Below are 12,866 nucleotides of genomic sequence, written 5' to 3'. Positions count from 1 at the left end.
CTCATCAAAAACCATCTCGCTGTAGATGGTTTTTTTCATATACGATCTTGCAGAAAGTGCTTGCCATTTTAATATAAGTTCCGCTCGGTCTGGTACACAATTCGCACCGAGAGACGAAATACCTGATTATGGAATTACCTGGCTTTACACTTATTCCCGACTTTATTACGGAAGCGCAGGAAGCTGCGTTGGTGGACGAACTCGACGCGCAACCCTGGCTCGTCGATTATCAGCGGCGGCTGCAGTATTTCGGCTATCGGAATGAATTGGAGAAGCCCTACGACCTAGTGCCGTTTCCGGTTCCGTTTCCGCCGTTGATACAACGGTTGGCACAAAATATTTTTGAACAGCAAATTGTGGAGTTTATGCCGGATCAGGTCATCATTAATGAATACCTGCCGGGTGAGGGAATCCGGCCGCACATGGACCGCGATTACTTTGAAAATCAGATTTGTGGCGTCAATCTCGGCAGTGGCTGTGTGATGCGGTTTACAAAAGGTAAAGAAACAATCGACTTTGAAGTGCCGCGCCGTTCACTGTATGTGATGCAGGATGACGCCCGCAAAAAATGGAAGCACTCCATACCGCCCCGCAAGAAAGACATTATTGAAGGAGAACTCAAACTGCGTGACCGCCGACTTTCCATCACTTACCGCAAAGTGAAAGAAAGCAAGGTGCACCCCATCAATCTGGACGGCAAAGCAGCGGGAATGCTGAAGAGGTATTTTAATATTGAAGTCGGCAAATAATTTACGCAATAATTACAGTAACCTGACACCGAAAAACTGATCAGAAAGAATAATACCAGAACTGAACAGCATGATCAGCAACACACTCCCTAGCTGAAATTTCCGGGTAAGCTGATATTTTTTAGAAATCAGAAACACCATGAAAAACAGCAGTCCGCACACCACTATTGACAAAGTGAAAGTGCCAATCCCTAAATAACTGCTGATCCTGCCCTCATCATTTAAATTGACCACGTTCATCGACCCTGCTAAAATCCTCATATACAAAGGAACCAGCAGGAAGAGATATGCAAATTTATTCCAGGCTTTCTTCAGTGCAAGAAAAGCAATAAACGCCTGAACCAGTGTAATGATCGGACCGGCCGCAGAAATGAACTGCTGATGTTGTCCGGTCGGGTTTTGCCCTTTGGAATAAGAGGTACTATTTAAGCTCATACTCGTTTCATATCCGAGGAACTCTGCAGTCAGCCAGTGCGCAAATTCATGGAGAAGCCATGAGAAAAGGACAACACCCGCTGTGGCAGCAACATAAGAAAGGGTAATTTTCATCCTTGAGTTAAATGAAGAACCGGCAGTTAATACATGAGTGGTCATCGGCATATACTTTTTTTTATAAATCCTTATAAGATTTCTATTGTAATATAGAACACTTGCAGCATTCCGTTGTTTGTCAAATAAATTCAACGCATTTTCTCCTGAAAACCAATGATTTTAGATGCGTGAAAACAAATATTCGTATTAATATCAAGTGCAGGGTTGATGATTTAATAAATCGATATTGTTTGCGGTTATTATTGTATAAATATAAATAAGTTTTTAATACAAAAAGATTATATTTTAACATAAATTCCAATCAAGACACAGCAGATCGACCATAATTAATACTCTTTTGATGTCCGTTTCCCTGACACATTCTTTACATTTGCAAACTTTAAATGCCTTCTACATGAACATCGCTTTCCTTGGTCCCGAAGCTTCTTTCACGCAACTTGCGGCGCTGGAATTATTTCCTGACCAACACTTACTCCCCCACCCCAATATTCTGGCTTGTTTTGAGGCAGTGGCAGCCGGTAAAGTGGATAAAGCTGTGGTACCGCTGGAAAATTCGATTGAGGGAACGGTGTCGATGACTTTGGATTATTTATATCAGACGCCTGATATTAAAATTAGAGCAGAAGCCGTGATCCCGATTGCGCATCACCTGATGATTCACCCGGCACATGATCATGACACTGCGATCGATAAAATTTACTCTCATCCGCAGGCACTGGCGCAAAGCTTCATTTCCTGAACGGGAAATATCCGGAGGTGCCGAAGCAGGATTTTGTTTAAACGGCGAAGCTGCGGGGCGAAGCATAAACCTCACCTCCCAACACCCTTTATATTTTCTCATTAACGCTTCAGTTTCCTGTTCACTTCACTTCTGCAATTAGTTGTTTTCCGTCGGCAAATACACACTTCCTGCGTGACTAACAACAGCTGTTAAACCGGAAATGATAAAAGATCGTGTACTAAGTTCTTGTTGTTCTTGTGGAATCCTGCCGGGCTTGGGCATGTTGCGATAATTTTTAGTACAACTAAACATTTCCACCTTTTCGGCTCTCCAGATTTTTAATGTAAGCAGAAGGGGTATAACCGGTGAATTCTTTAAAGGCGGTGTTGAAACTGCTTTGGGAAGTGAAGCCGCTTGCCTCGGCCAGATAACTGATCTTATAGGTGCGGTAGCGCGGCTCCGAATTCAGTTTGTCCAGTATATACCGGATGCGGAGTGAATTGACATAGGCATTAAAACTCTTTGCTTTCGAGGCATTAATAATGGACGAAAGGTAGCGCGTGTTGGTATCCAGCTGTTTCGCGATAGTCGCCAGGCGAATCTGGGGATCTAAGAAAAGTTCGGATTTTTCAAATTTCAGCAGTTTTTCCAGAATCTCTTCTTCGGTTTTATCGGGAATCACAATGCCTTTTGCCTGATCAGGTTCTGCGGCTTTTTCCGGACAGCGTTTAGGATAGATTTTAAAGACCGCATAGCCCGATATCACCAAAATTAAAAGAACAGAACCAAAAAGAAACCTCTGGTTTAGTGCTTTTTTTTCAGCCGCGTCCTCCAGCTGTTTCTGCTGATAATCATTCTGAATTAAAGCCACTTTTGCCGCACGTTTTTTCAGTTGCTCCTCCGAAACCTGCTGGTGCAGCATACCGTGATAGTACATTAAACTGTCGGTGTTCCAGTTGCTTTCGAAATAGCTGATGGTACTTTTCAGCATCAGCGGCTGCAGGTCCGGGTCGAAAAGTTTCCGGGCGGATATTTTGGACATCACTCGGTCATCCATTCTGTCCGATTTCAGCAAATCCAGATAAATTCCAGAAGCCTCGGACAGCGGGGAAACCTTTTTGGCCGAAATCACCTGCCTGAAATAGTAAGTCGCTGAATCTTTCTGCGTGGGAAAATATAATTTTGCGACGGTGAACTGAATAAAAGGCCTGCGCACATCTTTCACCTGCATTTTGCGGAGGATGCTTCGCAAAGCGCCAATTTTTCGGGCAGAATCGCGATCCTCAATAAATTTTACGGCAAGCAGATCCAGATCTGCGGCATACTGTTTCTGCAGTTCTGTACTGAGTTTCCCGTAGTTTTCCCGCGCTTCACGATAAAATGACTGCCCTTCATTTTTAAGATCCAGTTCGCAGTACAACAAGGCAGCTTCGCGCAGGTACTCGAATTTCAAAGCCGAATTAAAACGTTCCGTATCCGCTTTTTGAAGGGAGCTGAGAACGGTAACCGCCTCTTCGTACTCGCCGAGCAGCCGGTACAACTGCAGTTGTTTTATGTGAATGGCCACCGCTTCCTGAGCCGTGGAATTTTTTACTAAAAAGTCGTAGAGTTTCAGTGCTTTCTCAGGATTATCAAAGCGGTTTTGGGTGGCTTCTGCTAAGAGTTTCTCTTCCTCAGACTGCTGTGCATGGACCGGTGCAATAATTCCTATTGTAAAAATAAACGCAATGATACAGCTGAACTTCATAGATCCGGGTGGTACGAAGGACAAAATTACATCATTTGTCAGACTTCCGAACTTCCCGGTAACAATAAAAAACTCTCCAACCACACAGGGCCGGAGAGTTTACAAAACACAAATAGATAACCTAACTTTATTTTTTAATGAATTTGATCTGTTTGGTTGATCCGTCCTGCAGGGTCGCCACAGCGACGTAAACTCCGGCAGATAATCGGGATACATGGATGCTCTTCTGGTAAGGTGCGATAGTCTGATTAAGAACCAGATTGCCGGCAAGTCCGTAAACTTTCACCGCGGTAACCGGCACAGCAGTTTCAAAATTCAGCACATCTGCGGCCGGATTCGGATAGACGCTGAAGGCGGAAGCCGACGGGTTCTGTACATTCAGATCGTTTCCAAACGGCAGTTTGTAAAACTGCGTAAGCATCTGTTCATAACCGCTTTCATACTGCACCGTCATTTTGTTGAAGGCGCCCTTACCATCGGTAAGGAAAGTAGAGCCAATAACGTTTCCAAGATTGGTGTCGCCCCGGAACTCCACCAGAGGCTTCTCCGTATCCTTGCTTATGACCAGGTTGTTATAAACCTTTCCGTCCGAGGCCATTTCCTTATAAACGTAGTTGTAATAGAACGCATTATCATTGGCAAACAGATTGGGCAACAAGGCGTATTGCGTCAGAACAGGCTGAAAGAGTACCGTATTTTCCGGCAGCAAAAACCTTTGCCTGTGCGTGGAATTCCCCGTCCGGTCGTAATGATTGATAACACCGTAGATATTGCCGTTTTCCTCATCCGGCTCCCCTAAACCGATGACGTAATTGAAATCATTGTCTTTCGGGATTCTGTTGAATGAATTGGAAAGTCGGTCACCATTGTGAACAGCGTTTAAGTTCAGATCAAACTTCCAACTTTCAATATTAAAGAAAGCAAGATTGGTCGCCATGCCCTCTTCGCCCATTAAAAATGCCAGCTGATTGTCATGACCCTCGATGCTGTTCATTTCCTGGTAGGAATCGATGATGTAATCATTCAGTTCATGGATCATTTGCCCGTCTTCATTAGCCACCCGGTAGGTAGACCATTCCGTATCGCCGATCATATCATAATAATAGACACCGTAAGCTACTTCGAGTTTATCGTCATCATTAAAGATATGGCGGGAAACATCATATGTTTGGTCTCTGTAGAAGGTGCCAAAATCTGCCATCGGGATCACATAAGGACCGGCGTCCGGGTAGCGGGTTTCAATATCCAAAGAAATTTTTTTCACCTCCTGTAGGTTATAGTCCAGCAGTTTTACGATCAGGTTATTGTCCGGGAAAATCTCAAAAGTATCATTATCCATGAACAAGTGCTTGTAGTGCGCCAGAGCGATATACTCCTGCCCGTCTACCGTCAGGAAGTTAAGCGGAGATCCTACAAAGAACGTGATCAGTTTTGCATCCACCACATATGTATTTTGAACTTCCCATGTATCGACATTAAAAGCATTGACGGTAAGTGTGTTATCATCTAACAGATAGCTGAATAACTTTTTGTTACCGTCTGCATCAGTTTTGGCCTCTGCGCCGGTACCATCCAGTTTCTTCAGGATTTGGCCCGCGCTGTCTACCACCCAAACTTCCCAGATCATACCCTCCGGGCCCGGTCTTTCCGGATCAAAATGCTGCACGAAAACCATAAATTCTCTGTCGGCATTATTGTTGAAAAACCCGGAAGAATAATGGTTCAGCACATCTACCTGGTTGGCATTTGCCGGAACCTGAATGGTGAAATTATCGACAATCTCAATATTGTCATTATAGGTTTTTACGGTGTAACTTGTACCCGCGCGTTCCGTTGAGAAAAGGATTTCGCCGCCGTTCTCTACCTTGTTGATCACGCCCCAGCGTGGAATATCGATCTGAGCAATTGGATCAATGCTGCGTGCGGAACGGGCTGAACCGGAAGAAGAATTGCCGGTAGTTCCATTATGACCAAAAGGCGAGCTGACCATTTTCGGCTTGTTCAGCTCGCGCAGGTCGTATTTCTTAAAGCCGCGTGTTTCCTTCTTCGCTGCGTCAAAACCGGTAGCCTGTACTTTAGAAGTCTTAAGGTTTTGTGCCGTGACGGCCACAGAAGTGCAGAGGAAAAAAAGAAGTGTAGATTTCAATTTCATTTTTGAAAAGCTTTTTTATGATTGAAAAAATTTAGAGTAGCAAAACAAGCGAATAGAACGCGAAATAAAAAACGGTAAACAACTGAATACAACGAAAATTACAGAAATTCGTCAAAATAAATTTTTCATTAACAGTTGATAGTAAACACCTTAGGTGCCTTTCAAGATGTTTTTGGCTTTTTTATAAAACCGCATTGACAAACGAGGAAAACAGCCGCTTTTCGGCCGTATTGACGAAAGCAGAACGGCTGATTTTAATTCCATTCTTTGAAAAATTGGGCTACCCTTTCTTCTTCCGATGATAAAATTCCCGGCCAAAAATCACGGTCGTGATGAGGAGCAAACCGTAAAATAAATAGGATGAAGTTTGGGTAGAATTTTCAACCGGCAGCGGTTGTGTGCTCACAAAATGAAACACATTCTCAAATTGGGTAATGCCAAGTCTTTCCACCTCGCCGGCCGCACGGTTGTGCTTCTGTTCGTATTTGCGGTACTGATCCGGCAGGTTCAGCGCCAGATAATTTTCTTTCAGCAAATAATAAATCTCCGTTTTGATCTTAGGATTTTGCGCCGTATCAATGATACTCAAGATCCGCTCGAGGCTGTCCGTGGAACTCCGGAAGTTTCCTTTCTTCCACGCAATTTTAGCCAGGCCGATCCCGGCATTGTGCCGGTATTCTTCAAGGCCGTTTTGCGTGGCGAGTTGATACGCTTTCTGAAAATTCCGCTCAGCCTGTTTTAAATTATCAAGGTCCAGCAGGCAATTCCCTTTTTCCAGAAAAACCAGCGCCAGATTGTTGCGCGCCACAGGATTGTCGGGAACCGACTGATAGGAAGCGATGGCCATATCGTAAATCTTAACAGCATATCCGCAATCAATCTCGTTCTTATAACCGTTTCCTTTGATGGCGTAAATATTGCCACCGGAAACGGCCTGCGCTTCTTTGGAGAGATCAGAATGCTGAATCAGGTTTTCTGCCTTGTCAAGATATTCCCGGGAAATGCCGTTCAGGTGCGAGAGCTGGTATTGCTCGCCCAAAAGGCCCAGCGCCCAGATCCTGTATTGAATATTTTGCGAACGCTGCGCTAACTTCCATGTTTCGGACGCGTATTGCAACGCCTTCCCGTTTTGCTGAAGTGCCGTGTAACCGTTCACCATGGTAACGAGCGCAAAAATTTTGGTGTCAATGTTCTTTGCGTGCTGATACACGTAGGTACTCAGGGCCACGGCTTTTTGAGCATCCCTGTAAACGTTGAGGTTCGCCTCTTCCAGTTCCGCCGAAAATTCTTTCTTTTCCTGGGCACTCACCGGCACAGCGAAGAAGCACAGCAAAGCACAAAAGACGGTCAGCAGGATTTTTCTCAGTGGCAGCATGTCAGCGTGAATCAGGGGAATCATGGTGTACAAATATAGGGCATAATCACCCTAAATGCGGAATGGAATTAATCCTTGTTTCCAATGAATATCGCGGCAAAAGTAAAAGTTTCACGTAGTACCGAACCGAAAAGCATTGAGGCCGGAACATCAGCTAAACTGAATTTTGCTTTTCGGGAAAAACGTAAGAATGTTCCGTTGGAGATATCGCAGGTAATGAAAGTCCATCTAAAGAAGACAGACGAGATTCTTTTCTGGTTCCGGTGTAACCATACCGAATAATACTCGATAGAAGGCTGTCATTGCCCCGAGAATCCTTGCTTCACCCGAAGAAACATCAGGCATTATGTTAAGTAGCAACGGTAAATTCCAATTATCACTTGCTGTTCCGCCGCGTGCTTCAATTACTACTCCATCGCTTCAAAGAATGCTTTCAGCTTTTGCGGGTCAAGTTTTCCCTCGGTCCGCACACTGCTGCAAAGGTCCAGCCCAAATGGTTGCACACTGTCAATCGCCTGCCGCACATTGTCCTTGTTCAGTCCGCCGGCCAGAAACAGCGGAACAGCAACGGATTCCCTGATCTCTTTGCTCAATTCCCAGTTGTGTGTCCGCCCTGTGCCGCCCAGTTCCTTTACAGATAAATTGGGATTGCCGCTGTCCAGCAGGATGGCGTCCACGTACGATGAGATCTCAATGGCTTCTTTTACAGAATGGTCGTCGATGACGTGGATGACCTGCACCAGTTTTACGTTGGGCAGCTCTTTCCGCAGCATTCCGTATTCGCGTTTTTCCAGCGCATCCACTATTTGGATTGTATTGGTATTTACCCGTTTGTAATGCGAAATAATATCCTGCGGCTTCGTCTCACTGGTCAGCAGGAAAGTTGCAACAGGCGGCGGAACCGTCTTCGCAATCTCGGCGATCAGCCCATCGCCGATAACGCCGGGCCCGCTTGGCATATGCCCGACCAACCCTAATGCAGCAGCACCGTGTTCAATGGCCATCCTTGCTTCTTCGATACTGCTGATACAGCAGATCTTCACTCTTGGTTTTATCATCAACGTTTATTTTTTTATTTAGATTCTGATTAATCGGATATGGTCTGGAGCAGAAATTTAATATCGCCGGCAACCGCTTTATCACCATCAAAAACATTGACACGTTATACAATGACGTTCAAATTTTTCCTAAAAACCCTTTTATAATGATATTACGGAACAGGCAAACTTCGCTAAAAGCTGACAATCCTACGCGTGCTGGAACAACTGTCGCACGCGTATTTGTTCGTGGATAAGTGTATAATTTTGATCTTAAATCTTCTTGCTAAAGTTCCGATTTTCCAACTGCACATCGTACAAAGACGACAAAATCATTCTGAATTACCGATCCAGCTCCTTTTGAAATTCGCTAAGGTACTGTGCCAAATGGAAGCCGTCAACCAGTCCGTGGTGTGCTTCAATGGAAATCGGCAAGTATTTTCTACCGTCTCTAACACTGAATTTACCAAAAGTGATTTTAGGAACCGACTCCGTTTTATCGAGATTGGTGGGATGCAGCAATGCGGTAAACGATGACCACGGAATCGTGGAATACCGGATTAAATCCTTCTTTATATCATCATCGTTCAATCGCAGACCGGTGGAATTTTTGACGGCTTTAATTTCCTGCTGCAATTCAGCATTAAACTGTTGAAAATCCTTCGAGAAGTTAACGAAGACGAAAGCAAAAGTTCCGTCGGCCCTGCCCACGGTGGCGCCTGCGTTGATTTTGTCGAACACGACCACTTCACCGTCCACAATTCTGTATTTCATTTCCGCCACGGCATTTACCGCCAGCATTGATTTATGGAAATAATGTGCAAAAAAAGAGTGTCCGTTATCCTTGGCATTTTCATACGCTGTGGTGCAATCCACTTCCGTGGTGATTCCGAAATACGGGCTGGCCATTTTGGAAAAAAATTCGAAATGTTCTTTGCGGTTCCATTGGCTGACATCAATCTTCTTCATTTATTTTTATCTGGATTTAGGTTGCGGGATAAACTCAGGACTGGCTGGGAAGCATTTCGCTTTCACTTTAATCTTAATGTTTTTAACCTGTTGTGCATTTAGAAATTAGAAAAGAAAAAAGATTGTCCATTTGCTAAGTACACGACAAAAAATCTAAAACATTGATATTTAGGTTTTTATTTTTGGTAATCAGGAGTCTGGAAATATAATCCAGGCCATATCTGAATACACTTACAGCTCTGTTTCCATGTTTTTTAATTTTGATTTTCTTAATATGACTGTCAAGGAAGTCCCCCGTTTTATAACACCAGACAAATGCGATCATGACCAGTAAAATTAGTTTTTCCAGCCTGTCTAAATGAGTTACATGGGTATCTTCAAGATGAAATCCACTTGATTTCAAACCTCTGAAAAGCGTCTCGATCTGCCATCTCTTTCTGTAAATAGGTAATGCCTCTTCTGGTTTATTAAAAGAAACTATAATACAAAAATCCAATTTTCCGTCTCTAATTGTCTTCATCCCCGAGAGATAGCAGTATTCTCCCTGCATCTGTAAAATCTTGTGGTAATGTTTTAATTGTCCTGATTTTAATTCATTGAATAAATGCCGGGCCGGGATATACATCTGCCTCCTGGGATCATAGATCTTAAAGTTATTACGTATTCTGATATGATAACGGATATTGTTTTGATTTAAAAAAGCAATCCATTCTTTCCCTACAAACTCTCTGTCAGCTAAAAGGGAATCTATGCATTCTTTTCCAAACCAATCTATAAAATCTTTCATCAGCAGTATACGTTCAGAGGTGTTGGAATTTCCTCTTTTATCCAACATTTTAAACATCAAAGGAAAAGCTACGTTTTTATAACTTACCCCCAACATCAGTATATTAATATCCTTTTTTCCCAACTTCCAGTTTGTCCTGTCAAGCACCAAAGTCACCGATGTGGGATGCGGCAGCAGGCTGAAAATAAGCTGAGAAATCCATTTCATGGGAATATCCACTCCTGCCATAAAACGTTGAATTCTACGGTAATTACTTGAAGATGAGGATTCATTGTCAAATCCAGAGGAAAGTTTTGAAAAATTCACAGACCGAACTTTGCACAGAGCGCTTATAAATAAACAGATAAGACGGATCCTGGCTAAGTTGAGAACTCCTGTAAAATGACCTTTAAATACTTCTAGCAATTCTGTATCTTCATGACCTGAGCTGGTTTTCTTTTTTATAAGCATTACGTAGGAAATAATACTTTAATAAACTGAAAATCAACTCTTTTAGCAAATTAATACATCCTTAATTTGCTAGTTTTTAAGGAATTAAATTTTTGTCGTGTACTGACATTCTACAGTTTCTCTTTGAACTTCGTTATTTATTTTTGAATTACACGATAACAGTAAATAAAAGACACAATAAATACTTAAAATTTTAATTTTACTTAGCCACCGAATACCCAATGAGTCTTTTTGTGATAAAACCAACCTGTCATAATAATCTATTGGTTCATTTCCTTCTGCATATTTCATCAAATCAATTTCTTTTGGGCTTGGAGGATATTTTGTTCCTGGCAATGGATCTTGTTGAATCCAAGTAGGGCCTGAAGTTCCTTTGTGACTGTAAGTATAATTTCTTCCTCCAAAATCAAATAATAGCTGATGTCCTATTTCGTGAGCAGATGTTTCTTGAAAAACTAAATCGGCAAACGAAGTTTTGCGGCAATACCATCCCTTAGTGCTATCATTTTTACTATCAGAATAATATGTATACCCTACTTTGTAGTAAAGCTCTCTATCCAATTCCCAATTATGAGAACGGTTAAATGTACCATTTTCGGAATTGGTAAAATAAATTATCTCGGGGGCTTTCATACCATTTTCATCTTGCAGGGCATTAACAAATGCTTTAAATAATTCATCATTAATATTCATCCTTTTGCCAATGTTGCTATTATTTCTAGACCAATATTGGTTAATCCCAGCCAATGCTAAATTCCGTAACTCTTCAAAACTTTTTGTCCTACTTTTTATCGGTTCTTCTTTATAATAAGCAATTGCCTCTTTTGAAGTAAGTTTTATATAATAAGATACTTAGCTATAAACCATTTTTTCTAATGATAGAATCTCTTGCTTTTTTTTTCAAAATAAATATATCCTCTCCTTTGAATAGTTCCTTTTGTCGTTCACCATTTTGAATTTGTATTGAAGAAATTGTATCTTGATAATAAGGTGCTTTATAAAAAGTTAACGCAGAAGAAATATCATTATTTTTTTTCAAATTAAAATATCCTTTTTGATCTGTCGTTGTTTTAGTGCCATTCTCAAGATCCAAAACCTGCATTCCCGAGATTGGTTTTTTATCAATAGCATCATATACATACCCTTCATAGTTCTGCTGATTACATCCCATTGAAATTAATAAAAGTAATATTAATAATCTCATAATATATTGATTTTTGTTAACCATAATAAACTTAAAACATCTTTTTCCGCTGCCACCCGTCTAAGAAAGTAATTAGGCTGCTTATGTTCATTTCCTAAAATATTATCCCTGTAATATGGCATCAAATCAATTTCACCACTTATTGGAAATTCTGACGCATTATCTTTAGTGTGTTGATCAAAAGAATAAACTTCTGAACTTCCCTTATGACCGTAAGAATATTCAACTCCACCATAGGATTTTAATATTTCATGCCCTATTTCATGAGCCGCAGTATCTTTAAAATCTAAATCCTCTCTGGTTTCATATGAATATCCCCATCCATTAGAGTATTTTATATATCCTACATTATAACAAATAGCTTCTCGAGATACTAAGTTTCCAATCCAAGATATAGGATGTCCTGTTGTTGAACCAGGATTTCCCGATCTCATCCAATCTCCATTAGTATTGTAAACCAAACTTATATCATCCATCGTCTTATTTTCAGTATTTATTGCATTTAAAAACACTTCATATGATTCGTCTACAATTTTGACGTCTTTAGCCGCTATATGATTTTTATTTCTTCCCCAATGGTAGTTAAGCCCATCAATTGCCAGTTTCTCCAAATCTGCAAAACTTCTTGTCCTAGTTTTTATCGGTGGTTTTCCTGAAATTAATTTGGTTTTTGGTATTTTATCCCACGGACATTGTGTTACCGGTTCTCTAAATTTTGGATCGGGATCTATATCTCTTGTCGTACATTTTAACCCTTCAGCTCCGCCATCTTTCAGGTTCACCCGCAATGAAGCATCTATACGTTTATTTTTCTTATCAATTCTTACGTCTACCCAATCAACTTCTTTGTATGAAGTTCTGAATTCAACCTCTTTTGTTTTTTTTATTCCGTTCTTTTCGGCGGTAATAATAGCTTTTAAAGTTCTCTTATTAAAATGGGTGCTGTCATATATATCATTATTGTCAAAACCATCCCAAAGAATCACATAACTTCCTATCTTAGCGTAGTCTGCTACAGGGATCGCAAATGGGTCGTAACTTGGTTTCCAGTCCCAAATATTGACAGGTTTTGCAGGATTAAACGGTGGCTTGTTCTTCTTTATATTTTCAAGCATCCCAGGAT

General features: G+C 41.5%; 12 protein-coding genes. 2 read left to right on the top strand and 10 right to left on the bottom strand.

Annotated features, from left to right (window positions below):
• Nucleotides 1-128 precede the first annotated feature (128 nt).
• Complete coding sequence (locus tag MVI27_RS10910; protein WP_246961753.1) at nucleotides 129-749, top strand: alpha-ketoglutarate-dependent dioxygenase AlkB; 621 nt, start codon at nucleotides 129-131, stop codon at nucleotides 747-749.
• Between the two features lie 12 nt (nucleotides 750-761).
• On the opposite strand, the gene MVI27_RS10905 is transcribed toward MVI27_RS10910, so the two are convergent.
• On the bottom strand, nucleotides 762-1,298 hold the full coding sequence (locus MVI27_RS10905; RefSeq protein WP_246961752.1) for a hypothetical protein: 537 nt from the start codon (nucleotides 1,296-1,298) through the stop codon (nucleotides 762-764).
• Between the two features lie 397 nt (nucleotides 1,299-1,695).
• Here MVI27_RS10905 and MVI27_RS10900 point away from each other — a divergent pair, with 397 nt between their 5' ends.
• A complete protein-coding gene (locus tag MVI27_RS10900; RefSeq protein ID WP_246961751.1) occupies nucleotides 1,696-2,040 on the top strand; it encodes a prephenate dehydratase domain-containing protein in 345 nt (114 codons plus the stop codon).
• 286 nt (nucleotides 2,041-2,326) lie between these two features.
• Here MVI27_RS10900 and MVI27_RS10895 read toward each other — a convergent pair whose 3' ends face one another.
• The 9 genes from MVI27_RS10895 to MVI27_RS10855 form a co-directional block, all read right to left on the bottom strand.
• Nucleotides 2,327-3,769, bottom strand: coding sequence for a helix-turn-helix transcriptional regulator (locus tag MVI27_RS10895; RefSeq protein WP_246961750.1), 1,443 nt, complete (start codon nucleotides 3,767-3,769; stop codon nucleotides 2,327-2,329).
• A gap of 127 nt (nucleotides 3,770-3,896) precedes the next feature.
• Complete coding sequence (locus tag MVI27_RS10890; RefSeq protein ID WP_246961749.1) at nucleotides 3,897-5,921, bottom strand: T9SS type A sorting domain-containing protein; 2,025 nt, start codon at nucleotides 5,919-5,921, stop codon at nucleotides 3,897-3,899.
• A gap of 280 nt (nucleotides 5,922-6,201) precedes the next feature.
• Nucleotides 6,202-7,320, bottom strand: a complete 1,119-nt coding sequence (locus tag MVI27_RS10885; protein WP_246961747.1) for a tetratricopeptide repeat protein — start codon at nucleotides 7,318-7,320, stop codon at nucleotides 6,202-6,204.
• Between the two features lie 383 nt (nucleotides 7,321-7,703).
• On the bottom strand, nucleotides 7,704-8,354 hold the full coding sequence (locus tag MVI27_RS10880) for a phosphoribosylanthranilate isomerase (RefSeq protein ID WP_246961745.1): 651 nt from the start codon (nucleotides 8,352-8,354) through the stop codon (nucleotides 7,704-7,706).
• A 321-nt stretch (nucleotides 8,355-8,675) separates the two neighbouring features.
• The gene (locus MVI27_RS10875; RefSeq protein ID WP_246961743.1) at nucleotides 8,676-9,302 is read right to left on the bottom strand and encodes a chloramphenicol acetyltransferase; all 627 of its coding nucleotides are present in this window, start codon (nucleotides 9,300-9,302) and stop codon (nucleotides 8,676-8,678) included.
• A 133-nt stretch (nucleotides 9,303-9,435) separates the two neighbouring features.
• Complete coding sequence (locus MVI27_RS10870; RefSeq protein WP_246961741.1) at nucleotides 9,436-10,539, bottom strand: IS4 family transposase; 1,104 nt, start codon at nucleotides 10,537-10,539, stop codon at nucleotides 9,436-9,438.
• Between the two features lie 84 nt (nucleotides 10,540-10,623).
• Complete coding sequence (locus MVI27_RS10865) at nucleotides 10,624-11,232, bottom strand: hypothetical protein (RefSeq protein ID WP_246961739.1); 609 nt, start codon at nucleotides 11,230-11,232, stop codon at nucleotides 10,624-10,626.
• A gap of 163 nt (nucleotides 11,233-11,395) precedes the next feature.
• Nucleotides 11,396-11,743 carry a carboxypeptidase-like regulatory domain-containing protein gene (locus MVI27_RS10860; protein WP_246961737.1) on the bottom strand — a complete coding sequence of 116 codons (348 nt, stop codon included), beginning with the start codon at nucleotides 11,741-11,743 and terminating at the stop codon, nucleotides 11,396-11,398.
• A partial coding sequence (locus MVI27_RS10855; RefSeq protein ID WP_246961735.1) for a hypothetical protein occupies nucleotides 11,740-12,866 on the bottom strand: 1,127 nt, incomplete at its 5' end. The genes MVI27_RS10855 and MVI27_RS10860, both read right to left, overlap by 4 nt.

Origin of the sequence: Chryseobacterium salipaludis (assembly GCF_022968825.1) — a bacterium.
Lineage (GTDB): Bacteria > Bacteroidota > Bacteroidia > Flavobacteriales > Weeksellaceae > Kaistella > Kaistella salipaludis.
Note: the sequence above shows the minus strand (reverse complement) of the source record. Positions and strands in the feature narration are given on the sequence as shown.

What these genes read in the sequence shown, in the direction of transcription:
- MVI27_RS10910 (WP_246961753.1), top strand. Translation starts at nt 129, where the DNA reads ATGGAATTACCTGGCTTTACACTTATTCCCGACTTTATTACGGAAGCG.
- MVI27_RS10905 (WP_246961752.1), bottom strand. Translation starts at nt 1,298, where the DNA reads ATGAAAATTACCCTTTCTTATGTTGCTGCCACAGCGGGTGTTGTCCTT.
- MVI27_RS10900 (WP_246961751.1), top strand. Translation starts at nt 1,696, where the DNA reads ATGAACATCGCTTTCCTTGGTCCCGAAGCTTCTTTCACGCAACTTGCG.
- MVI27_RS10895 (WP_246961750.1), bottom strand. Translation starts at nt 3,769, where the DNA reads ATGAAGTTCAGCTGTATCATTGCGTTTATTTTTACAATAGGAATTATT.
- MVI27_RS10890 (WP_246961749.1), bottom strand. Translation starts at nt 5,921, where the DNA reads ATGAAATTGAAATCTACACTTCTTTTTTTCCTCTGCACTTCTGTGGCC.
- MVI27_RS10885 (WP_246961747.1), bottom strand. Translation starts at nt 7,320, where the DNA reads ATGATTCCCCTGATTCACGCTGACATGCTGCCACTGAGAAAAATCCTG.
- MVI27_RS10880 (WP_246961745.1), bottom strand. Translation starts at nt 8,354, where the DNA reads ATGATAAAACCAAGAGTGAAGATCTGCTGTATCAGCAGTATCGAAGAA.
- MVI27_RS10875 (WP_246961743.1), bottom strand. Translation starts at nt 9,302, where the DNA reads ATGAAGAAGATTGATGTCAGCCAATGGAACCGCAAAGAACATTTCGAA.
- MVI27_RS10870 (WP_246961741.1), bottom strand. Translation starts at nt 10,539, where the DNA reads ATGCTTATAAAAAAGAAAACCAGCTCAGGTCATGAAGATACAGAATTG.
- MVI27_RS10865 (WP_246961739.1), bottom strand. Translation starts at nt 11,232, where the DNA reads ATGAATATTAATGATGAATTATTTAAAGCATTTGTTAATGCCCTGCAA.
- MVI27_RS10860 (WP_246961737.1), bottom strand. Translation starts at nt 11,743, where the DNA reads ATGAGATTATTAATATTACTTTTATTAATTTCAATGGGATGTAATCAG.